The sequence below is a fragment of the Paenirhizobium daejeonense genome, assembly GCF_014280875.1.
Classification (GTDB): domain Bacteria; phylum Pseudomonadota; class Alphaproteobacteria; order Rhizobiales; family Rhizobiaceae; genus Allorhizobium; species Allorhizobium daejeonense.
Map to the genome: position 1 here is coordinate 340,497 of NZ_JACLAL010000006.1, position 23,575 is coordinate 364,071.

General features: G+C 60.6%; 19 protein-coding genes. 16 read left to right on the plus strand and 3 right to left on the minus strand.

The genetic code is table 11. The features are described from left to right. Positions 1-58 precede the first annotated feature (58 nt). The 6 genes from odhB (at position 59) to H4I99_RS16810 (ending at position 5,124) form a co-directional block, all read left to right on the plus strand. A complete protein-coding gene (odhB, locus tag H4I99_RS16785) occupies positions 59-1,285 on the plus strand; it encodes a 2-oxoglutarate dehydrogenase complex dihydrolipoyllysine-residue succinyltransferase (RefSeq protein WP_163902009.1) in 1,227 nt (408 codons plus the stop codon). Positions 1,286-1,378: 93 nt separating this feature from the next. Then, positions 1,379-2,014, plus strand: a complete 636-nt coding sequence (locus H4I99_RS16790) for a LysE family transporter (protein WP_163902008.1) — start codon at positions 1,379-1,381, stop codon at positions 2,012-2,014. 1 nt (position 2,015) lies between these two features. Further along, complete coding sequence (locus H4I99_RS16795; protein ID WP_163902006.1) at positions 2,016-2,513, plus strand: hypothetical protein; 498 nt, start codon at positions 2,016-2,018, stop codon at positions 2,511-2,513. Positions 2,514-2,560: 47 nt separating this feature from the next. Continuing rightward, positions 2,561-3,967: a dihydrolipoyl dehydrogenase gene (gene lpdA, locus H4I99_RS16800; RefSeq protein ID WP_163902004.1), complete on the plus strand. Its 1,407-nt coding sequence runs from the start codon at positions 2,561-2,563 to the stop codon at positions 3,965-3,967. Between the two features lie 138 nt (positions 3,968-4,105). Next, positions 4,106-4,606 (plus strand): cytochrome b, encoded by a 501-nt coding sequence (locus tag H4I99_RS16805; RefSeq protein ID WP_163902002.1) that lies wholly within the window; start codon positions 4,106-4,108, stop codon positions 4,604-4,606. A 35-nt stretch (positions 4,607-4,641) separates the two neighbouring features. After that, on the plus strand, positions 4,642-5,124 hold the full coding sequence (locus H4I99_RS16810) for a DUF2867 domain-containing protein (protein WP_163902000.1): 483 nt from the start codon (positions 4,642-4,644) through the stop codon (positions 5,122-5,124). A 5-nt stretch (positions 5,125-5,129) separates the two neighbouring features. On the opposite strand, the gene H4I99_RS16815 is transcribed toward H4I99_RS16810, so the two are convergent. Next, on the minus strand, positions 5,130-6,224 hold the full coding sequence (locus H4I99_RS16815; protein WP_163901998.1) for a TraB/GumN family protein: 1,095 nt from the start codon (positions 6,222-6,224) through the stop codon (positions 5,130-5,132). Between the two features lie 73 nt (positions 6,225-6,297). Continuing rightward, positions 6,298-7,260 (minus strand): tyrosine recombinase XerC, encoded by a 963-nt coding sequence (locus H4I99_RS16820; protein ID WP_163901996.1) that lies wholly within the window; start codon positions 7,258-7,260, stop codon positions 6,298-6,300. 242 nt (positions 7,261-7,502) lie between these two features. On the opposite strand from H4I99_RS16820, the gene H4I99_RS16825 reads away from it, so the two are divergent. From H4I99_RS16825 to H4I99_RS16870, 10 genes are all read left to right on the plus strand, one after another. After that, a complete protein-coding gene (locus H4I99_RS16825) occupies positions 7,503-8,402 on the plus strand; it encodes a lysophospholipid acyltransferase family protein (RefSeq protein ID WP_163901994.1) in 900 nt (299 codons plus the stop codon). A gap of 331 nt (positions 8,403-8,733) precedes the next feature. Continuing rightward, positions 8,734-10,989 (plus strand): TonB-dependent receptor plug domain-containing protein, encoded by a 2,256-nt coding sequence (locus tag H4I99_RS16830; protein ID WP_163901992.1) that lies wholly within the window; start codon positions 8,734-8,736, stop codon positions 10,987-10,989. A 449-nt stretch (positions 10,990-11,438) separates the two neighbouring features. Further along, positions 11,439-13,802, plus strand: coding sequence for a methyl-accepting chemotaxis protein (locus H4I99_RS16835; protein ID WP_163901990.1), 2,364 nt, complete (start codon positions 11,439-11,441; stop codon positions 13,800-13,802). A gap of 126 nt (positions 13,803-13,928) precedes the next feature. Next, positions 13,929-16,133: a primosomal protein N' gene (locus H4I99_RS16840; RefSeq protein WP_163901988.1), complete on the plus strand. Its 2,205-nt coding sequence runs from the start codon at positions 13,929-13,931 to the stop codon at positions 16,131-16,133. Between the two features lie 104 nt (positions 16,134-16,237). Then, entirely contained in the window at positions 16,238-16,621 is a 384-nt protein-coding gene (locus tag H4I99_RS16845) for an AGROH133_08824 family phage infection protein (protein WP_163901986.1), read from the plus strand. A 267-nt stretch (positions 16,622-16,888) separates the two neighbouring features. Continuing rightward, positions 16,889-17,449: a F0F1 ATP synthase subunit delta gene (locus H4I99_RS16850; protein ID WP_281357669.1), complete on the plus strand. Its 561-nt coding sequence runs from the start codon at positions 16,889-16,891 to the stop codon at positions 17,447-17,449. Beyond that, the gene (gene atpA / locus H4I99_RS16855) at positions 17,449-18,978 is read left to right on the plus strand and encodes a F0F1 ATP synthase subunit alpha (protein ID WP_163901982.1); all 1,530 of its coding nucleotides are present in this window, start codon (positions 17,449-17,451) and stop codon (positions 18,976-18,978) included. The genes H4I99_RS16850 and atpA overlap by 1 nt, the downstream gene beginning before the upstream one ends. A 29-nt stretch (positions 18,979-19,007) precedes the next feature. Continuing rightward, on the plus strand, positions 19,008-19,886 hold the full coding sequence (locus H4I99_RS16860; protein WP_163901980.1) for a F0F1 ATP synthase subunit gamma: 879 nt from the start codon (positions 19,008-19,010) through the stop codon (positions 19,884-19,886). Between the two features lie 24 nt (positions 19,887-19,910). Next, complete coding sequence (gene atpD / locus H4I99_RS16865) at positions 19,911-21,374, plus strand: F0F1 ATP synthase subunit beta (protein WP_163901979.1); 1,464 nt, start codon at positions 19,911-19,913, stop codon at positions 21,372-21,374. A 71-nt stretch (positions 21,375-21,445) separates the two neighbouring features. Next, positions 21,446-21,853, plus strand: coding sequence for a F0F1 ATP synthase subunit epsilon (locus H4I99_RS16870; protein ID WP_099059547.1), 408 nt, complete (start codon positions 21,446-21,448; stop codon positions 21,851-21,853). A 105-nt stretch (positions 21,854-21,958) separates the two neighbouring features. On the opposite strand, the gene H4I99_RS16875 is transcribed toward H4I99_RS16870, so the two are convergent. Continuing rightward, entirely contained in the window at positions 21,959-23,572 is a 1,614-nt protein-coding gene (locus H4I99_RS16875) for a GMC family oxidoreductase (RefSeq protein WP_163901978.1), read from the minus strand. Between the last annotated feature and the right edge of the window lie 3 nt (positions 23,573-23,575).

The following is a 23,575-nucleotide window of genomic DNA, read 5'->3' on the forward strand; positions in this document are numbered from 1 at the left end:
TCCCGGTCGCAACGACCCCAATCGACAGAAACGTTCTCTGATCAACGGAATTGACATCATGGCCACAGAAATCCGCGTTCCCACCCTGGGTGAATCCGTCAGCGAAGCGACGGTCGGCACCTGGTTCAAGAAGGTTGGCGACACCGTCAAGGCCGACGAGCCGCTCGTCGAACTCGAGACCGACAAGGTGACCGTCGAAGTACCTGCCCCGGCTTCCGGCGTGCTGACCGAGATCGTTGCCGCCAATGGCGAAACCGTCGGCCTCGGCGCGCTGCTCGGCCAGATCGCCGAAGGCGCTGCTGCTGCCGCTTCGGCACCTGCAGCCACTCCGGCCGCCGCTCCGGCTCCGGCTGCTGCACCGGCAGTTGCTGCCGCTGCTCCGGCCGCCTCGGCGATGCCGGCTGCTCCGGCAGCCGCCAAGATGCTTGCTGAAAACAACCTCTCGGCCGATCAGGTCGATGGTTCCGGCAAGCGTGGCCAGGTTCTGAAGGGCGACGTGATCGCTGCTATCGCCAAGGGTGCTACGGCTGCCGCCGCTCCGGCTCCGGCTGCCGCTCCCCGTCCGGCATCGAGCGCCGATGACGCCGTTCGCGAAGAACGCGTCAAGATGACCCGTCTGCGCCAGACGATCGCGAAGCGTCTGAAGGACGCGCAGAATACTGCCGCCATGCTGACCACCTACAACGAGGTGGACATGTCGGCCGTGATGGACCTGCGCAATCGCTACAAGGACATCTTCGAGAAGAAGCATGGCGTGAAGCTCGGCTTCATGGGCTTCTTCACCAAGGCCGTCACTCACGCGCTGAAGGAAATTCCCTCGATCAACGCCGAGATCGACGGCAACGACATCATCTACAAGAACTTCTGCCATGTCGGCATGGCGGTCGGCACGGACAAGGGCCTTGTCGTTCCGGTCATCCGCGATGCCGACGCGTTGTCGATTGCCGGCGTCGAGAAAGAACTCGGCCGTCTCGCCAAGGCCGCCCGCGATGGCGCGCTGTCGATGGCCGACATGCAGGGCGGCACCTTCACCATCACCAATGGAGGTGTCTACGGTTCGCTGATGTCCTCGCCGATCCTGAACGCACCGCAGTCGGGCATTCTCGGCATGCACAAGATCCAGGAGCGTCCGGTCGCCATCGGCGGTCAGGTCGTCATCCGTCCGATGATGTATCTGGCTCTTTCCTACGATCACCGCATCGTCGACGGCAAGGAAGCCGTGACCTTCCTCGTCCGCGTCAAGGAAAGCCTGGAAGATCCGGAACGTCTGGTTCTCGATCTCTGATCATTCTGGCGGGAGACCGGCTTTCGGTCTCTCGCTGATCCTGTTTTCCGGTGAACGCATCCGCATGAGCGGCATCACCGGCTTGGAGGCATCATGCACGCCTATCTTCTGGAACTCGCTTCGCTGATGGCGGTATTTTCCTTCGCCATCGTTTCCCCCGGCGCGGATACGGCAATGGTCATGCGCCAGGCGATGGTGCACGGGCGGCGTGAGGCAATCCTCACGAGTTTCGGCATCGGCACATCACTGATGTTCCATGTCACCTACACCATTCTCGGCCTCGGACTGATCATCTCGAAGTCACTTCTCCTGTTCAGCATCATCAAATGGGCGGGTGCCGCCTATCTTATCTATATGGGCGTGATGGCGCTGCGCGCCGGAAAGACCGATCTCGATTCGGTTGCCGATGGTGCCGAGCCTGCCCGGCAGAGTGCTTTGCGGGCCTTCGGCCTCGGTTTTCTCGCCAATGCGCTGAACCCGAAGCCGGTTCTCTTCTTCCTGTCGATCTTTTCGGCTCTGGTCGCCGCATCCACGCCCGGCACGGTGAAGTTCGGATATGGTCTGGTCATGGCGACATGCCTCATTGCATGGTTCGTCGGTGTGTCGTTCTTCATGACGACGCCGCGCATGCGTTCAGCCTTCTCCCGGGCCAGCAAGTGGATCAACCGTGCTTCCGGCATGGTGTTCATCGCTTTCGGCCTGAAGCTTGCGGCGACGAAGGCGAGCTAAGATGAAGCGGTCGCTCGTCGCGTCGCTTTCGCTTGCCGTTCTGGGGCTTTTTGCCCCGGCAGTGGCGGATGACTGCCGTATCGAGCGTGCCGTCTATGCCGAGGGTGAGACGGGCCTTGAGTTGCGTTTCAGACCGGGGAGCGGTGAAAACACGCCGGTCTCCCACAAGTTCGAGGTTCGGTCGGAAAAGGCCGGCCTCAAGCTTGACGGGCATGTGATGTATGATGGGGAAATCGCCCGGCCGGTGGGCATGGCGATGAACAACTGCCCGGAGGGCGATGTGACAGGCGCGGATCTCGCTGCCTGCACCGTCTGGCAGGGTATCGTCTATGCCGTGGATGGGCAGGGCAATGTCGACCTGCTGCCGCCGGAGGGTGCGGAAGCCCCGAAGACGCTGCTTCTTCCCGGGTTCGGAGCGGCTTTCAAGATGTCTGCCGTCGGCGACAAGGTCGAGGCCATGCCGTGGGACGGATTTTCATTCAAGGAATGCGCGCCGTAAGCGGATAACGGAACGGCGGCAAAGGAACACACAGAGGAACGACGAAAATGGCTTATGATGTAGTGGTGATCGGTAGCGGCCCCGGCGGTTACGTTTGTGCAGTCAAGGCAGCCCAGCTCGGCCTGAAGGTCGCCGTCGTCGAAAAGCGCGCGACCTATGGTGGCACTTGCCTCAATGTCGGCTGCATTCCGTCCAAGGCCCTGCTGCACGCATCCGAAATGTTCAACCATGTCGCCCATGGCATGGACGCCCTCGGCGTCGAGGTTGCCGCTCCGAAGTTGAACCTCGGCAAGATGATGGCCCACAAGGACAGCGTCGTGAAGGCCAACGTCGAAGGCGTTTCCTTCCTGTTCAAGAAGAACAAGATCGACGGTTTCCAGGGCACCGGCAAAATCGTTTCGGCCGGCAAGGTTTCCATCACCAATGACAAGGGCGAGGAACAGGTTCTCGAGACGAAGAATATCGTCATCGCCACCGGCTCCGACGTTGCCGGTATTCCGGGCGTTGCCGTCGAGATCGACGAGAAGGTGATCGTATCCTCCACCGGCGGTATCGCGCTCGACAAGGTTCCGGGCAAGCTGGTTGTCGTCGGCGGTGGCGTCATCGGCCTCGAGCTCGGCTCGGTCTGGTCGCGTCTCGGCGCCAAGGTCACCGTCGTCGAATATCTCGACAACATCCTCGGCGGCATGGACGGCGAAGTTTCCAAGCAGTTCCAGCGCATGCTCGCCAAGCAGGGCATCGAATTCAACCTCGGCGCCAAGGTCACCGGTGTCGAAAAGTCCGGCAAGGGCGCCAAGGTCACCTTCGAGCCGGTCAAGGGCGGTGAGGCGCAGGTTCTGGAAGCCGACGTCGTGCTCGTTGCCACTGGCCGCAAGCCCTACACGGCAGGTCTCGGTCTCGAAGCTGCAGGCGTGGTGCTTGACAACCGCGGACGCGTCGAGATCGACGGTCACTTCTGCACCAATGTCGCCGGCATCTACGCTATCGGCGACGTCGTGCGCGGCCCGATGCTCGCTCACAAGGCCGAAGACGAAGGCGTGGCACTCGCCGAGATCCTTGCCGGCCAGCATGGCCATGTGAACTATGACGTCATCCCGGGTGTCGTCTACACCCAGCCGGAAGTGGCTTCCGTCGGCAAGACCGAGGAGGAACTCAAGGCTGCAGGTGTCGCCTACAAGGTTGGCAAGTTCCCGTTCACCGCGAACGGCCGCGCTCGCGCCATGCTGGCGACCGATGGTTTCGTCAAGATCCTCTCGGACAAGGAAACCGATCGCGTTCTCGGCGGTCACATCGTCGGGTTCGGTGCCGGCGAGATGATCCATGAGATCGCAGTGCTGATGGAATTCGGTGGCTCAGCCGAAGACCTCGGCCGCACCTGCCATGCGCATCCGACAATGTCGGAAGCGGTCAAGGAAGCAGCGCTCGCCGCTTTCTTCAAGCCAATCCATATGTAAGAGAACTTTCCGGGTAACAGGACAAATCCGGTAAAGTATTATATTTTTGTAAGAATCGAAGCCGCGACTTGTTATTCAGGTCGCGGCTTTTATCATGGCGCGTAGTATTTTTCCGTGTTTTGACAAAAGGCAAGCGCCATGACTACGAACCCTGTGCTGGGATATTCTCTTCCGCAAAAGCTCATCCATTGGCTGATGGCCGCTTTGATCTTTTTCAACCTTCTCTTCACGGATGGCATGGAGCATTGGAATCGGCTGGTGAGTCGCGGCGAAGCAGTCACGCCCGATGATATCGCGTCGGCCAACGTGCACGCCTATGTCGGCATCGCTGTCCTCTGTCTTGCGGTGATCCGTCTCATTCTGCGGCTTACGCATGGCGCGCCGGATGCGCCGGCTGAGGAGCCTCCGATCCTTCGTCTTGCTTCCAAGGCGGCGCACGGTACGTTCTATCTACTGTTCTTCCTCCTGCCTATTAGCGGTGCTGCGGCCTATTACTTCGGTGTGGAGGCTGTCGGTTCGCTGCATGGCGGCCCGCTCAAGCTGCTGATGTGGCTGTTGATCGTGGTGCACATTGCCGCAGTGCTCGTGCATCAGTTTTATTGGAAAACGTCAGTTGCCCAGCGTATGACCAAAGGCTGAAACAACGGCCGGTCCGGCCGTATCAGCTCGAGGAAATGGTTATCGTGAGTATCGCGCCGGAGCCCGTCAGCCTGCCGCATCCGGCATTACCTGCGGCCGATTGGGCGGACCGCCATGTTTTCTCTGGCGCGGGCCCACAGGGCACGGCACTGGAGGTTAGCAAGCGGATGCTTGGCCGGCCTCCCGGCTGGATCCGGGGACTGATGGCCCTGCGCAATCGCATCGTCTCGCTGTTCGGGTTGAAGGCGGCAGATCTCGGGGTTGCCGAGACCACTTCGGTCGCCGGTTTTCCGGTCGTCTCCGAGCGGGAGGGCCAGGTCGTGCTCGGCTTCAACGACAGCCATCTCGATTTCCGGATCGTGGTCGATGTTGAGGCAAAGGGTGCGGATAACAGCAAGGTTGCTGTGACGACGCTTGTGAAGCGCCACAATGCCTTCGGGCGGCTCTATATCGCCGTGGTCACGCCGTTTCACAGGGTGATCGTCAGGTCGACGCTTGGGCAGCTTGCTCGGGATTGAGTGAATCAGCCGCCAGCGGGCGTCAGCGTGAAGCCCTGCTTCTTCAAAAGTTCGACGAGGCCTTCTTCGCCCGGCAGGTGAAGGGCGCCGACTGCGACGAAGGCGCCGCCCTTGGCAAGCACGGGGGCTGCGCGCTCCGCCATGACGTGGTTGCGATCGGTCACGATGCGCTGTTCAAAGTCCGCGTAGCTGCTCTTTTCTTTCCCAGTCTGCGCGGGTGAAACGATCTGGAGCATGGGCATGGTCATGCCGATATCGCCGGACAGATAGAGAGTCGTCATGGTCTCGATGACATCGTTCATCCTGTCGCCAAGCTCCAGCGTTTCGATCAGGGCCTGAAGGTGGAATTCCGTCGGAAGATCTGCCATGGCCTGCAACTGTTCGGCCAGTGTCTCCAGCCCGACGATGTTCTTGCCGGCCTTCACCGCGTCTTCCGCAATGTGCTTGTCGAGGAAGGAGGCGCCCTTCGCCTTGCGCGCCATCTCGCAGGCGGGCAGGGCAACGAAGCTTGAGATGATCCAGGGCTGCATCCGCTGGACGGCGGCAAGCGCCAGTCCGCGTTCCTTCAACCCTTTCTCAAGACGCATGGCCTGTTCCGGGCTCAGCTTGTCGCGGATCGTCTTGCCGTCGGTGAACATGGTGAGTTCCGGATGCATGAGCATCGCGGCGGCGGCCTTCTTCTCGTCGAGGATTTCGTCCGATTCAATGACGATGGTCGCGGCCTCGGCGGCGGCTTTCCGCGCCGGTTCCGGCATCGTCAGTACACGCGGATCGGTAACATGCATGGTGCCGAGAAGCCAGGACGGTGCAAGCCCCGGTTTCTCGATCTTCCAGAAAATGCCCTTGCCGTTCGGGATCGCGTCCGCTTCGGCACGAAGCTTGGCATAGGTCGCCGGCTCGTCCTTTGCCAGGGCAGCCAAGAGATCATTGCCACTGCAGGTTCCGCTTTCCTCCGCATGCGCCGGCTTCAATGTCATCAGTACCAGCGCAAAGGCTGCGAGCAGCGCGATATGGAAGGCCGCGGCAAGCCAGAGCACGGCGTCTCCCAGCGCAAGGAGCGACAATCGGTTGCGGATGCGGTCGATGGAATGCGCGATCATGATCTGTCCGTTAGTGTCGGGTCGCCGGAAGGCGGGGACTTGCCTGTTCTAGTGCCGGCACCCTCCATTTCCCTTAACGGTCTTGGTTAACGGCGGGCGATGAGGCGCGGGGGTGAGCCCGGTCGTAGACATCCAGCAGGCGCGCGGCATCGACGCCGGTATAGACCTGGGTGGTCGAGAGGCTCGTATGGCCGAGCAGTTCCTGGATGGTGCGAAGATCTCCGCCACCGCCGAGAAGGTGGGTCGCGAAGGAGTGGCGCAGCGCATGCGGCGTCGCCGAATCCGGCAGGCCCAGCGCGGAGCGCAGCCGTTGCATTTCCCGCTGGATGATCGCCGGTTGCAGCTTGCCGCCGCGCGCGCCGCGAAAGAGCGGTTCGGCCTCCTCCAGATGATAGGGGCAGAGCTTGATATAGGTCGCAACGGCCTCCGCGACGGCTGGGAGAAGAGGGACGAGCCGGGTTTTGTTGCCTTTGCCGGTGATCCTGAGTGCGGTGGTCTTGTTCCCGAAGTCCGCGGGTGTAAGGTCCAGTGCTTCGGAAATACGCAGGCCGCAGCCGTAGAGGAGGGTCAGCACTGCCGCATCGCGGGCGGCGATCCAGGGCTCCTCATGCATCTGTGCTTCATTACTGACGATGGTGAGCGCCTGGCTGCCTGACAGGGGCTTGGGCAGTGATTTCGGCTGTTTCGGCGAGCGGATGGCGCCGGCGCCGGCCGCATTGACCAGCCCTCTCTTTTCCAGATGGCGGAGGAAGGATCGAAGGCCTGCGAGATGGCGTCCGAGCGAACGCGGACCGGACCCCTGCTTGCGGCGGAACGCGAGAAAGGCGCGCAGGTCCGCGGGGCGCAATTCCCTGATATCGCGAATGGCGGCGGGCCCGCCGATGTGTCCGGTGAGGAAGGTGAGGAACTGTCGGGTGTCGCGTTCGTAGGCTTCCAGCGTGTTTTCCGAAAGCCGTCTTTCACCGGCAAGAGCCTGCAGCCATCCGGCGCGCTCGGCAAGAAGGTCGGAGTCGGCGAAGGTGAGCAGGTCGTTCATCGGCGCTCCCTTTACTTTGAGAATCGGCTAAGCCAACATGCCTTCCAGATGTTAGGGAATGCCTAAAATGCCGCATCCGGTGTCATGCTTCGATCACATTGGGCTGCGATAGAGCATTTTCGGCGAAAGCGGAATCGCCTCAATGCTCTATCTTTTTGTTTTTACGCAATTCCGGACGCAAAGCCGCTGCACACCTTTGCTGGAACTGCTCTAGAGGCTGATCGGTACAGTCGGGGTTTTCTATGGCGCGCCGTGATTCGATGACGATGTTCGGGCAATTCGCCGAAGCGGTTGCTCTGGTCTCACATGGCCAGCCGGGGCACATCGTCGACACGTTGATTGCCGAGCGCGGCCAGAAGATCGTGTACCATCCGCTGTGGCCCGTCATGCGGCCTTTTCTCTATACCCTGCTGCGTTACGCGAAGGCGGTCGAGTTCGCCGACGATATTGCCAACATGCCGGGTTTCCAGGCCTTCGAATATCTCAGCAACATCCTGCGCCTCGATATCAATGTCGTGAACGGTGAGCGGATACCCGAAAAGGGTGGCTTCATCATGGTCAGTAACCATCCGACGGGCATTGCCGATGGTGTCGCGGTGTTCGACCTCCTGAAACGCCGGCGTCCGGACATGATGTTCTTCGCCAACCGCGATGCCATCAGGGTTAATCCACGTTTTGCCGAGGTCATCATTCCCGTCGAGTGGCGCGAGGAACACAAGAGCAAGCTCAAGGCGCGCGAGACCCTCAAGCTGACCAACCGGGCGATCGAGGAGCAGAAGGCAACCGTGCTTTTCCCGTCCGGCCGCATCGCCTATTGGGCGAATGGACGGCTGAACGAGCGGCCATGGAAAACCTCGGCCGTCGGGCTTGCCCGCAAATACGATCTGCCGATCCTGCCGGTGCATATGACGGCCCGCAATTCCGGCCTGTTCTACTGGTTTGCCAAATGGTCGACCGAGCTCAGGGACATGACGGTTTTCCACGAACTTCTGAACAAGAAGGGCGATCGTTTCGACTTAACCATCGGCGAACTGATCTCTCCTGAACGGCTCGACGGCGACCTCAACGACGTCACCGCCGCTCTCGAGTATCATACCGTTCATGCGCTCGCCATGGACGGCAACGCGACCTTCCGCCTCTGAGGATTTAGATCTCGCAGAGAGGAACGCGAACGGGTTTTCGTTCCCGCAACGCGGATTCGTTGGCTTGCGCGTAAAGAGTTTCGATTTCCTGTGCTTTGAAACAACCTGAAGGTGTCAAACGGGCGTTTGGTGGGTTTTTTCAATTCAATGTGGGTTGGCAAACCGTAAACATGACATTAACGGTCATGTTCAAGGGGCATCGGGGTCATTATATTTTTTAAAATGCTAATGTTGTTTTTTTCTTCACACTGGCCACACGTCGTGGAGCAGCCGTTTCATGCTTGGGAAGCTGGACAACTAGACTGTCCAATCTCCCAAGGAATGTGTGGAAATGCTTTATAAGTTCAGAAAACCGCACCGCGCACTGGTGCTGGTTCTGCTCGTCTCGGCAAGTTATGCCCAGCTGCCGCTTTACGCGGCCTCGGCTCAGGATAGTTCCACGGAAGACGATACTGCCTCCAGCAACTCGTCGACCGTTCTCGCGCCAATCACGGTGACGGGCAAGAAGACCGGACGTCCGAGCGCGACGGAACCCATGGGCGCGACGTTTGCCGAGCCGGAATCGGCTCATCAGGCATCGCAGACCGTGTCTGTCGTCGAGAGATCGTGGATCGATACCACGACCCCGAAAAGCACGGTCGACATCCTCGCAGATGTGCCGGGTGTCACCATCTCGCGCAATGGCGGCCTCGGCGGCCAGATCTATCTGCGCGGTTTCAACTCGAATGACTGGCGGTCGAGCTTCTATATCGACGGCAACCGTTTCCGCGGCCGCAACACGCTGCAATACATGCTGATCGCCCCGGAAGAGATCGAGCGGGTCGAAGTCATTCGCGGCCCTGCCTCGCTCCTCTATGGCAGCGACGCATTGACGGGCGTGGTGAACGTCATTACGCGCCAGCCGGACTATGATACCTCGGGCGACTGGCGTATTGCCGGCGGCGGCAGCTCCGTTTCCTATAACAGCAACGGTAACGGGCTTGTCGGGTCCCAGGACCTGACCATCGTCGGTCATGACTTCGACATCACCGGCACGCTGACCGGCCGTCGTTCCAGCGATTACGAGTCGCACGCCGGTACGGTTGAAAACAGCGATTACAAGGCTCTCGGCGGCAGTGTGGTCGTTGGTTACACGCCCGTCGAAGGGCAGAGGCTGGAATTCGTCTATCGCGACCAGTATGTCGAAAGCGGCCGCGCGGGTGGTGTCGGCGGCGTGCCGGGCGCACCTTATCGTGCCGCTCGAGAAGACCCTCTCCAGGTCCACATGGGCCGGGTGAACTATTCCGGCGACTTTACCGATGGCCTGTTCGATCACATCGAGGCCAGCGCCTATGTCGACAAGTTCTACACCGAACTGGAGGTACAGGCGAACACCTTCAACAGCGCCGGACAGCTGACGCGCAATACCGCGACCCGCAACTATGTCGTCGACCCGACCGTGATCGGCGGTAACGTCAAGGGCTCCATTCCCTGGGAGCAGGGCGAGTGGGGCACAGGCAAGACCACGGTCGGGCTGGACTGGATGCATGAATCCCGTTCCGGTGGCGAGAGCTCTTCCGTCGTGACCAATTACAATCCGTCAACGGGTGCCGTGACGAGCACGACGTCCACGGCGCGCACGAAATCCAGCCCGGACACGACCCAGGCGAATATCGGCGCCTTCATGCTGAACGAGTGGACGCCGGTCGATCCGCTGACCATATCGCTTGGCGGGCGATACGACTGGTACCGCACGACGAGCGATCTTTCGCCGTTGCCGTCGGCGCTCCTGCCGTACTTCGAGGACAATAATGACAGCACGAACTCCGCCCTGACAGGTGGTGCGGGCTTCCTCTACCGGCTGACGCCGGAGTTCGACATTATCGGCAATATCGGGACATCCTATCGCGAGCCGCAAAACTCCGAGATGTTTGCTTTCACTAACGGTGCTACACTGACGATCCCCAATCCGGGGCTGAAGCCGGAAGAGGGCGTTTCCTACGAGCTCGGCGCCGCCTGGCGCAACGGGGATGTCGGTATTCAGGTCACGGGCTTCTACAACCGTTACCGTAACCTGATCGTCACGGCGCAGAACGTGCTCTACGAGGGAACGCGGGTGAACCAGCGACAGAACGTGGGTAACGCCGAGATAACCGGCGTTGAGGCGGAGATGCGCTGGCAGGCGACGGATTCGATCAACATCTTCGGCAAGATCAGCACGCTGCATGCCACTGATGTCGATACCAACGAGACGCTGCCTTACATTGCTCCCGTGACCGGCAGCATCGGCCTGCAGTATTCACCGCCGGATTCCGGCTACTCGCTGATCGCCAATGCCGAGTGGGCAGGCGACAAGCACCATATCACGTCGAGCGAATACCCCACGGACGGCTATATCGTCGCCAACCTCTACGGGCGGTTCGATCTCGAGAAGATGATCTCGGAAAACTACAAGGGAACGACACTCACCTTCGGTATCGAGAACATCTTCGACACCGAATATGTCAGCCCGTCTACTACGGTCAGTGTCGCTTCGGCGAGAAGCATGTACAACCCATTGGTCGAGCCAGGCCGCAGCTTTTCCCTGAAGCTGGAACACCGGTTTTGATCTGATAAGCGGATCCCGGACGTTGTCTGCGGTCGGGATCCGGAGCACGCTTTTCCGCAGCGGCATGGAACCTGCGGGGTGGAAGCGCCGCGCACTATAGACCGAGGTTCCGTTTCGCTCTCAATCGGATAGCGCTGACGCTCCCCGCAGGACACGGTTTTCGAGCGATATGGGGTGACGGTCAGCCTCTGGGCAGATGCCTGATCCGGAGCTGCGCCGCTGGTCGTGATGCGATGCAGAGTTGTATCGTTTCAGATGATTTTTCCGATGGTGGCAGGGTGTCGCGAAACCGCTACAGTTTTCGAATTTACTTAATTAGAGATATTTTCGATGCGCCCGTCTGGTTGGCCTTCGTTAACCACGCCCTCCCCAATTTGATGACTGTTGCGGGGGAGTGAAAGGCTTTGGTGCCTGCTCCCGGATTCATGCGCGCTCAGGGGGGTCACGGAATGCGCTTCAAGTCGATACAGTCAAAGATTGCAACCCTATCAGGTGTCTGCGTGCTTGCGGCCACTGCGGGGTTGGTGGGTTACGGAATTATTTCAGCGAGCAGTACGCGGGAGTTTGTCGCAACGCAGGTGACGAGCCTCACGGATGTGAAGACCAAGGAAAGTCTTCAGACACTCGCATCGACGCAAGCGGGTGTCATTCGCTCTTCGCTGGATGGCGCTTTCGATGCGGCTCGAGTCATGGCGCGGAGCTTCGAGATGCTGGCCGGCGGCGATGCCACCACTCCGCCTGAAACCCGTCGCACCCAGCTCAATGCGCTTCTTCTAAATGTGCTCAAGGACAATCCACGTTTCAACGGTACCTACAGCGCATGGGAGCCGAATGCGCTCGATGGTGCTGATGCCGAGTTTCGCGACCGTCGCGATATGGGATCGGATGCAACGGGCCGCTTCCTGCCGTACTGGACCCGGGATGCCGCGGGCAAGATCGCAATTCAGCCGCTGGTCGAATATGATAGCTCCGAGCTTCACCCGAACGGTGTGATGAAGGGTGGCTGGTATATCGGCCCGCAAACGGGGCATGGCGAGAGCATTCTCGATCCACTGCCCTACATCGTACAAGGCAAGAGCGTCTATCTTGCCACCATGTCGGTGCCGCTCACCGTAGATGGCAAGTTTGCCGGCGTTGCCGGTGCCGATTTCGATCTTTCCTTCGTGCAGAAGCTCGCCGAGCAGGTGAAAGCCTCGATCTACGGGGGCAAGGCGTCCGTATCGATCGTCAGTTACAAGGGGCTGGTGGTGGCTTCCAGCGAGAAGCCTGAGAGCATTGGCCAGCCGTTCGATCAGGGGAACAGCGCCCTGTCGCAATATCTGTCGCTCATCCAGTCCGGCAAGGAGGAGGTCCTGGCCAGCAACGAAGCGTTCAAGGCGTTTTCTCCGATTGTCATTGGCCGGACCAAGACGCCTTGGTCGGTGATGATCGATGTTCCGCGTGCGGTTGCGATGGCCGAGGCGACGAAGCTCGACCAGGATCTCACGGATCGCAGCGCCAGTGACGGTGTCCTGCAGGTCACCGTGGCCGCAGTCATCGCGCTGGGCGGCATCGCGGCCATGTGGCTTGTCGCGCGCAGCATTGCCGGCCCCATTCGCAATATGACCGCCAGCATGCGCCAACTGGCGGATGGCGACACGGACTGTAATATCCCGGGCATCGGTCTGTCTGACGAGATCGGGGCCATGGCCGCGGCAGTGGAGGTTTTCCGCAACAATGCGATCGCCAATCGCCGCCTCGAGCAAGAGGCTGCGGCAACGCAGGAGACGACGGAACGCGAGCGTCGCCGCAGCATGGACATTGAACGAGCGCGCACCGAGGCCATGACCCAGGCGACCGCCGGGCTGGCGGATGGCCTGAGGCAGCTTGCCGCCGGCAACCTTTCCTTCCATCTCGCCGATCCTTTTGCCGCCGAGTTCGAGAGCCTGAGAAGCGACTTCAACGCAGCCGTCACCCAGCTCGGTCGTGCCATGGCCGCGGTCGCTGCCGCGTCACGCTCCATCGATACCGGCACGCAGGAGATTAGCCAGAGCGCGGACGATCTTTCCAAGCGCACGGAGCAGCAGGCCGCCTCGCTGGAAGAGACTGCCGCCGCACTCGACGAAATCACCGTCAATGTGACGAATTCCTCGCGACGGGCCGAAGAGGCGCGAAGCGTCGCGGTCCAGGCCAACACCAGCGCGAACCATTCCGGCATCGTCGTGGCCGACGCCGTCAATGCCATGCAGCGCATCGAGCAGTCTTCCAACCAGATCGCCAGCATCATCGGCGTGATCGACGAGATTGCCTTCCAGACCAACCTTCTGGCGCTGAATGCCGGGGTCGAAGCCGCGCGTGCCGGGGAAGCCGGCAAGGGATTTGCGGTCGTTGCACAGGAAGTCCGCGAGCTTGCCCAGCGTTCGGCCCAAGCCGCCAAGGAGATCAAGGATCTCATCCGCAATTCCAGCGCGGAGGTGGAAAACGGGGTGAAGCTCGTCAAGGACACCGGCGAGGCGCTGAAGACGATCGAAGCCTATATCGTCACCGTCAACCAGCACATGGACGCGATTGCGACCTCCGCCCGCGAGCAGTCGGTGGGGCTTTCGGAGGTCAATACCGCCGTCAACCAGATGGACCAGGTGACCCAGAAGAATGCGGCCATGGTCGAGGAGGCCAATGCCGCCAGTGCGACGCTGGCCATCGAATCTCAGCGACTTCGCGACCTGATCGGACAGTTCCGGCTCGCAGAGGGTACACGTGATGGCGTTTTGCAGCTCCGCCAGATGGGGGCCGAGATGGCGACGCCGGCCCGGCGCTACGTGGCACGGGGATAACCTGGCCGGTTTCCCTTCCGCCTCACGGCATCAGATATTGCGGCTCGCGGTTTCCGCGGGCCGTTGACGTTTCCGCTGAGTATTTACGGTTTCCTTTCCCGATCCTTGCATGCAAGTTGGCGCCCCATGAGAGACGATTCGCCCGGACTGTTCGGTTCGCCGCCGCGCCCTCGCGTCGTGCCCGTTCTGGTGCCGATGCCGGCGCCGACGGCCTACAGCTATGCCGTGCCGGAAGGCATGGCGGTCGAGCCGGGTTCGATCGTGCAGGTGCCGCTCGGGCCGCGTCAGGTCATCGGCGTCGTATGGGACGGGCCGGATGCCGGTTCCGTCGATCCGAAGAAGCTGCGCGCCATCACCAAGGTGTTCGATTGTCCGCCGCTTGACCGGAATATGCGCACCTTTCTCGACTGGGTAGCGTCCTATACTTTGTCGCCTCCGGGTTATGTAGCGCGCATGGCGCTTCGGGCGCCGGCCGCGTTCGATCCAGAGCCGATGGTGGAAGGTTTTCGTTTTTCCGGTATCGAGCCGGAGAAACTGACGCCCGCGCGGCGCAAGGTTCTCGATCTCGCGGCGGACGGTCTTTCCTGGACGAAGAGCGGGCTCGCTCATGCATCGGGGGTTTCCACGAGCGTGATCGACGGACTGGTGAAGCAGGGCGTATTCGAGACCGTGTTCCTGCCACCGCCGCCGCTGGTGGCCAGACCCGATCCCGAATTTGCCGAATCCCGGCTTGCCGGTCCGCAGAAGGACGCGGCCGATGAAATCCTTGAAGGTGTTCGCGCCGGAGGCTTTTCCGTTGCCCTGATCGACGGCGTGACGGGATCCGGCAAGACCGAGGTCTATTTCGAGGCAATTGCGGAGACCTTGCGACAGGGAAAGCAGGTCCTGATCCTCCTGCCGGAAATCGCGCTGACGGCCAATTTCCTCGAACGCTTTCAGGACCGCTTTGGCGCGAAACCGGGGGAATGGCATTCGGATCTGGCGACGAAGACCCGCGAAAAGGTCTGGCGGCAATGCGCGACCGGCGATATCCGCGTGGTGGCCGGTGCGCGCTCCGCTCTCTTCCTGCCCTTCGAGGATCTCGGCCTCATCATCGTCGACGAAGAACACGATCCCGCTTTCAAGCAGGAGGATCGGGTATTCTATAACGCCCGTGACATGGCTGTGGTGCGTGCCCGGATATCCGGGTTCCCGGTCGTTCTGGTGTCGGCCACACCTTCGGTCGAAAGCCAGGTCAACAGCCAGAACGGGCGCTACCGGCGTATTCATCTGCCGACGCGTTTCGCCGGCGCGGCACTACCGGATCTGCATCTCATCGACATGCGGCGTCATCCACCGGAGCGCGGGGGCTTCATCTCGCCGCTTTTGCTCAAGGCCGTCGGCAAGACGGTTGAACGCCAGGAGCAGGCGCTGCTCTTCCTCAACCGGCGTGGCTACGCGCCTTTGACGCTTTGCCGTGTCTGCGGCCATCGCTTCCAGTGCCCGCAATGTTCTAGCTGGCTGGTGGAGCACCGGTTTCGCGGGCAAATCCAGTGCCATCAATGCGGCTATGCCGAGCCGACGCCGCAGGCCTGCCCGGAATGTGGTACGCTCGATCATCTGGTCGCCTGCGGACCCGGCGTCGAGCGCATCGCGGAGGAAGTCGAGAAGCACTTCCCCGATGCCCGGACACTGGTGCTTTCCTCCGACCTCGGCGGCGTGAAGCGACTACGTCTCGAACTGGAGGCCATTGCCAATGGCGAGGCGGACATTGTTATCGGCACCCAGCTCGTTGCGAAGGGGCATAACTTCCCGCTGATGACGCTTGTCGGTATCGTGGACGCCGATATCGGGCTTGCCAATGGCGACCCGCGGGCGGCAGAGCGTACCTTTCAGCTCCTTTCGCAGGTGACGGGCCGTGCCGGGCGAACGGGACGCAAGAGCCACGGCCTGCTCCAGACCTTCCAGCCAATGCATCCGGTAATGCAGGCGATCGTCTCGGGTGACGCCGAGGCCTTCTACGATCGCGAAATCCTCGAACGTGAGCGCGCCGGCCTGCCGCCCTTCGGCCGGCTGGTATCGATCATCATTTCGGCTGACAACCGTATCGATGCCGAGACCCACGCACGGCAGCTCAGGCAGGCAGCCCCCTCGGAGTCCGGAGTGGCCGTTCTCGGGCCGGCGGAGGCGCCTCTGGCGCTGATCCGGGGTCGCCATCGCTTCCGTCTGCTCGTTCATGGCCGTCGCAACAGCGATATGCAGGGTTTCGTGCGGACAATGCTCGCCAACGGGCCGAAGGAACGTCGCTCGATCCAGGTCCAGGTCGATGTCGACCCTCAAAGCTTCCTGTAATCCACCGAAATCCGATCCAACTGGCATTTCCGGGAGATACCGCGATCCACTCGTTTGTGCGATAAGCCTCGCCGGACTGTGATTTTAGAAGACGGGGATGACTGATGGAGTTCTACCTTCCAACGGAGTTTGGCGAGCAGCTGGCCTTCGGAGCGGCCGCGGCCACGGTTCTGATCGGTGCTTTCGTGATGTTCGCACCGGGTGTCGCCATGAGGCTTTTCGGCGTCCAGCCGCGGGAAGGTCGGCCGGAAGGCTATGGCGCCGTCCGTTCTGCTGGCGGCCTGATTGCGGGATTTGCGGGGACCGCTCTTCTCGTTGCCCAGCCGATGGTCTATCTCGCTCTCGGCTTTGCGATCGTTCTTGCGGCATTCGGGCGTATCCTCTCGATCATGTCGGACAGAGGCGCGACGCTCCTGAATTTTCTACTCTTGGTTGTGGAAGTTATTCTGGCGGCCTTGCCGATCATTTTCGTCTTTGGTCTTGTGTGAGCGCGCGGGGCGTTCCGGCGAAGCTGCCTTTTGGCAATTTGACGCAGTTTCCCGGAAAATTGCTGCCAAGGTCTTGTCCTAAAGACTCATTCCGTTAATACGCGTGTTGCGAGTCCAGAGTTCCTATGCTAGACGGACCGCGAAATTCGGAAAACGCAAGCGGACTATTCTTGTGTTTTCGGGGGAAAACGTAACGATTTCAGGGTTATGCGCATCGCCTCCAGGGGGCGGGCAGATTCTGGATGAAAATCAGGGAATATTTTGCCCGTGGCAGACACATCCCAAGTCATTTCAGGCGTGGCGGAGCGCTATGCATCCTCGCTTTTCGAGCTTGCTCTCGAAGCCGGTTCCGTTGATGCGGTCGCCGTCGATCTCAACCGTTTCCAGGCGATGATCGATGAAAGTGACGACCTGAAGCGACTGGTGCTTTCTCCGGTGTTTTCCGCCGAGGACCAGTCCAAGGCCGTTGAAGCACTCTGCGCAAAGGCCGGTATCGGCGGTCTCGTCGCAAACTTCCTCAAGGTGGTTGCAGGAAACCGGCGTCTTTTCGCCGTATCGGGCATGATCGCCGCTTTCCGGCAGATCGCAGCCCGTCATCGCGGTGAAGTCACCGCAGAGGTGACATCTGCCCACGCACTTACTTCCGAACAGGAAAACGAATTGAAGGCGGCGCTGAAGGGCGTCACCGGCAAGGATGTCTCGGTCAACGTCTCGATCGATCCATCCATTCTCGGTGGTCTGATCGTCAAGGTCGGCTCGCGCCAGATCGACACGTCCCTTCGCACCAAACTTTCCACCCTTAAGCTTGCACTGAAAGAGGTTGGCTGATGGATATCCGCGCCGCGGAAATTTCCGCAATTCTGAAAGATCAAATCAAAAATTTCGGCAAAGAGGCGGAAGTCTCGGAGGTCGGCCAGGTTCTCTCCGTTGGTGACGGTATCGCCCGCGTTTACGGTCTCGACAATGTTCAGGCCGGCGAAATGGTTGAGTTCCCCGGCGGCATCCGCGGCATGGCGCTGAACCTCGAAGCCGACAACGTCGGTGTCGTTATTTTCGGTTCCGACCGCGACATCAAGGAAGGCGACACCGTCAAGCGGACCGGCGCCATTGTTGACGTGCCGGTTGGTCCGGAACTGCTTGGCCGCGTCGTTGACGCTCTCGGCAATCCGATCGACGGCAAGGGCCCGATCAACGCTACCCGTCGCGCTCGTGTCGACGTCAAGGCTCCCGGCATCATTCCGCGCAAGTCGGTTCATGAGCCGATGTCGACTGGCCTCAAGGCCATCGACGCCCTGATCCCGGTTGGCCGCGGCCAGCGCGAGCTGGTCATCGGCGACCGCCAGACCGGCAAGACCGCCATCATTCTCGACACGATTCTGAACCAGAAGGCCATTCACGACAATGGTCCTGACGGCGACAAGCTGTTCTGCGTCTACGTCGCTATCGGCCAGAAGCGTTCGACCGTTGCCCAGTTCGTGAAGGTTCTCGAAGAGCGTGGCGCTCTGAAGTACTCGATCGTCGTTGCTGCGACCGCATCTGATCCGGCTCCGATGCAGTACCTCGCACCGTTCGCTGGTTGCGCCATGGGCGAATTTTTCCGCGACAACGGCCAGCACGCCCTGATCGGTTACGACGACCTTTCCAAGCAGGCTGTTGCCTACCGTCAGATGTCGCTGCTGCTGCGTCGTCCTCCGGGCCGCGAAGCTTATCCTGGCGACGTTTTCTACCTGCACTCCCGTCTGCTCGAGCGCGCTGCAAAGCTCTCCGACGAGCGTGGCGCCGGCTCGCTGACCGCTCTACCGGTTATCGAAACCCAGGGTAACGACGTTTCGGCGTTCATTCCGACCAACGTGATCTCGATCACTGACGGCCAGATCTTCCTTGAAACCGACCTGTTCTACCAGGGTATCCGTCCGGCCGTTAACGTCGGTCTCTCGGTTTCCCGCGTTGGTTCGTCGGCCCAGATCAAGGCGATGAAGCAGGTTGCCGGCTCGATCAAGGGCGAACTCGCCCAGTATCGCGAAATGGCCGCCTTCGCCCAGTTCGGTTCGGACCTGGACGCCTCCACCCAGCGCCTGCTGAATCGTGGTGCACGTTTGACCGAACTTCTGAAGCAGCCGCAGTTCTCCCCGCTCAAGACGGAAGAACAGGTTGCAGTGATCTTTGCCGGTGTGAACGGTTACCTCGACAAGATCGCGGTCGCTCAGGTCGGCAAGTTCGAACAGGGTCTGCTCTCCTACCTCCGGTCGGAAGGCAAGGCTATCCTCGACACCATCCGTGCGGAAAAGGCCATCAGCGACGACACCAAGGGCAAGCTCAAGGCTGCTCTTGACGCTTTCGCCAAGTCTTTCGCGTAAACGGGGCTCAAGCCAAGGACGGATAACGGATGCCTTCACTTAAGGATCTGAAAAACCGGATCGCCTCCGTCAAGGCGACGCAGAAGATCACCAAGGCGATGAAAATGGTCGCCGCGGCGAAGCTGCGTCGTGCGCAGGAGGCGGCCGAGGCCGCCCGGCCTTACTCGCAGCGGATGAGCGCCGTCCTTGCCAATATCGCCCAGGCGGTGGGTGGTGACGATGGCGCGCCGAAGCTGATGACGGGTACCGGCAGGGACGATGTGCATCTGCTCGTCGTCTGCACGGCGGAACGCGGCCTTTGCGGTGGCTTCAATTCCCAGATCGCGCGCTTTGCCCGTGATCATGCCCGCAAGCTTCTGGCGGCCGGCAAGACCGTCAAGATCTTCTGCGTCGGCAAGAAGGGATATGACAGCCTTCGTCGCGAGTTCGGCAGTCTGATTGTCGAGCGCACGGACCTGCGTGAAGTCAAGAAGATCGGTTTCGAGAACGCGGATGCGATTGGTCGCAAGATCATCGCCATGTTCGAGAAAGGTGAGTTCGACGTCTGCACTCTGTTCTATTCGGAGTTCAAGTCGGTCATCAGCCAGGTTCCGACCGCGCAGCAGCTGATCCCGGCTTCTGCCGGCGAAGCAGCGGCTTCGGAAGGCGCTACCGCGGTCTACGAATACGAGCCGGATGCAGGCGCGATCCTGACGGATCTCATTCCGCGCAACATCTCGGTTCAGGTTTTCAGGGCTCTGCTCGAAAACGTCGCCGGTGAAATGGGCGCCAAGATGAGCGCCATGGACAATGCGACGCGCAATGCAGGTGAGATGATCAACAAGCTGACGCTGTCTTACAACCGTCAGCGTCAGGCGCAGATCACCAAGGAACTCATTGAAATCATTTCGGGCGCGGAAGCGCTCTGAGGTTAAGGAAAGAGGGTAAGAAACATGGCTAAGGCAGCTACCCCGAAATCTACTGCGGCGAAGTCCGCAACCGGCTCTGTCGGCCGGGTTACCCAGGTCATCGGCGCTGTTGTTGACGTCGCTTTCGACGGCGAGCTGCCCGCGATTCTGAACGCGCTGGAAACCGAAAACCAGGGCAACCGACTGGTTCTGGAAGTTGCGCAGCACCTCGGCGAAAACCAGGTCCGCACGATCGCCATGGACTCGTCCGAAGGCCTCGTTCGCGGCCAGCTGGTCACCGACACCGGTGCTCCGATCTCGGTTCCGGTCGGCAAGGAAACCCTTGGCCGCATCATGAACGTCATCGGCGAGCCAGTTGACGAAGCCGGTCCGCTGGACACGGGCGTCCGTCGCGCCATCCACCAGGAAGCTCCGGCTTACGTCGAGCAGTCCACGGAAGCCCAGATCCTCGTCACCGGCATCAAGGTCGTCGACCTTCTCGCTCCTTACGCAAAGGGCGGCAAGATCGGCCTGTTCGGCGGCGCAGGCGTCGGCAAGACCGTTCTGATCATGGAACTGATCAACAACGTCGCTAAGGCACACGGCGGCTACTCGGTATTCGCCGGTGTTGGCGAGCGTACTCGCGAAGGCAACGACCTCTATCACGAAATGATCGAGTCCGGCGTTAACAAGCATGGCGGTGGCGAAGGCTCCAAGGCTGCGCTCGTTTACGGCCAGATGAACGAACCGCCGGGTGCCCGCGCTCGCGTCGCTCTGACCGGTCTGACGATCGCTGAACAGTTCCGTGACGAAGGTCAGGACGTTCTCTTCTTCGTCGACAACATCTTCCGCTTCACTCAGGCAGGCTCCGAAGTGTCGGCTCTGCTCGGCCGTATTCCTTCGGCCGTGGGTTATCAACCGACGCTGGCAACCGACATGGGTGCCATGCAGGAACGCATCACGACCACGACCAAGGGCTCGATCACCTCGGTTCAGGCCATTTACGTTCCCGCCGACGACTTGACCGACCCCGCTCCGGCAACCTCGTTCGCCCACTTGGACGCAACGACCGTTCTGTCGCGCTCGATCGCGGAAAAGGGTATCTACCCGGCCGTTGACCCGCTCGACTCCACCTCGCGCATGCTTGACCCGATGATCGTCGGCGAAGAGCATTACGAAGTGGCTCGTAAGGTTCAGTCGACGCTCCAGCGCTACAAGGCCCTGCAGGACATCATCGCCATCCTTGGTATGGACGAACTGTCTGAAGACGACCGTCTGGCCGTTGCCCGCGCCCGCAAGATCGAGCGCTTCCTGTCCCAGCCGTTCTTCGTTGCTGAAGTCTTCACCGGTTCGCCGGGCAAGCTCGTTGCTCTCGAAGACACGATCAAGGGCTTCAAGGGTCTCGTCAACGGCGAATACGACCATCTGCCGGAAGCTGCCTTCTACATGGTCGGATCCATGGACGAAGCCATCGAGAAGGCCAAGAAGCTGGCCGCCGAAGCTGCCTGATAATGGATCTGCGGCACGCGGGACAAGGGTCCTGCGTGCCGGTCCTTCATCCACGAGAGAAGTGAACCATCATGGCCGACAATTTCAATTTTGAACTCGTTTCGCCCGAGCGCCTGCTGCTTTCCGAAAAGGTGAGCGAAGTTGTCATTCCGGCAACCGAAGGTGAAATGACCGTCATGGCCAACCATGCGCCGACCATGACCACAATCAAGCCGGGCGTCGTCTCGGTGAAGCTCGCCTCGGGCCAGGTCACCAAGTACGTCGTCTTTGGCGGCTTTGCCGACATCGTTCCGACTGGCTGCACGCTTCTGGCGGAATCGGCTGTCGCCATGACCGAGCTGAACCGCGAAACTCTGACGAAGCGGATCGAGACTGCTCGCGCCGAGCTCAATGCGACCGACAACCACGAGCACAAGACTCGTCTCGAACAGTACCTTGCTGAACTGACTCATCTGAACGGCATATTGATTGCCGCCTGAGCTACTTCCGCGGGTTGACTGCGACTGATCCAGAATGAAAGAAAGCCGGGCCTTGCGCGCCGGCTTTTTTGTTTTCATGACCTTTTGTATCAGAGGTAGGCAATCTCAGTGGGCGTCTTCTAGAATCATCGCGGAGCCTTTTTCGGCGACCATCATTGTCGGGGCATTGATGTTGCCGGCAGTGACGTTCGGGAAGATGGACGCATCGATGATGCGAAGGCCTGCTATCCCATGGACGCGCAGTCGTGCGTCGACGACCGATTGCCGTTCGTCCGGCCCCATCGCGCAGCTTCCGCACAGGTGGTAGATCGAACCGCTGTTCTGCCGGAAGTAATCGAGCAGTTTCTCGTCGGTATCGGTTGCAGGGGAGGGAGAGACCTCTTCCTCGATAATCGTCGTCAGGGACGGGGCCGATGCGATCCTACGAACCAGACGGCTGCCTTGCAGTACCTCTTCGATATCGTGTTCCGTGGAGAGATAGTTGGGGCGGATCAGGGGTGCTGTCGCCGGGTCGGGTGAACCTATGGCGATCTCGCCGCGGCTGGTTGGCCGGCATGGATTGAAGGCGATGAGGAAGCCCGGATATGGCTCCGGTTTCAGACCTGATCTCGGATTTTCCGGAATGCGATAGGAGAGCGGGTTGAAATAGAGCTGGATGTTGGGACGAGGCGCATCGGGGCTGCCGCGGAAGAAGCCGCCGGCCTGATTGACGCTCATCGCGAAGGGGCCCTTGCGGGTCAGCAGATAACGTAACCCCAACGCTGCCTGACCGAAAATGCTACCGAAGCTACCGTTCAGCGTCGGCCGGTTGGCGCGATAGTAGAAGCTGGCGCAGATATGATCTTGAAGGTTCCTGCCCACCGCCCGAAGGTGATGGCGGACATCAATTCCGAGAGACTGCAAGGTCTCGCCATCGCCAATGCCCGAGAGTTGCAACAGCTTCGGTGTGTCGACGGCTCCCGCCGCGAGGATGACTTCTCTGCGGGCCTGGAATGAGCGCCGCTGCCCATGTTGCAGGACTTCGACGCCATTCGCCTGTCCGTCCTCGGCAAAAAGGAGGCGTTGCACGACGGCGTTGCGTTCGATGGCGAGGTTGGATCGTTTCAGTGCTGGCCGAAGATATTCGGCGCTGGAATGGGAACGTTGGCCGCAGCGCGTATTGATATCGTAAACGCCGGCCCCTTCGATGGAGGCGCCGTTGAAGTCTGTGTTGGCCGGCAGTCCGAGTTCTTCGCAGGCGGCAAGGAAGGCATCGGAAACCGGATGGATGTCGCCGCGCATGGGGGTGACATGGATTGGGCCGTGACCACCATGCCATTGCGAGGCACCTCCGGCATGGGTCTCAAGTTTGCGGAAATAGGGTAGAACGTCACCAGCGCCCCAGCCCGGATTGCCAGCGGCTTCCCAGTCGTCAAAATCGGATGCGGCGCCACGCACGAAGATCATGGCGTTGATCGATCCCGATCCGCCCTGCACCTTGCCGCGGGGGGCGTAGATGCGGCGGTTGCCGAGTTCGGGCTCCGGCTCGGTGGAATACATCCAGTTGACGGTCGGGTTGTAATAGCTGCGGGCGTAGCCGACCGGGATCTTGAACCAGAAGCTGTCATCGTTCCCGCCGGCTTCGATCAACAGAACGCTGTAGCGGCCATCCTCGCTCAGCCGGCTTGCGAGGATACAGCCGGCCGAACCGGCGCCGACAATGATGAAATCATAAGTCATGGC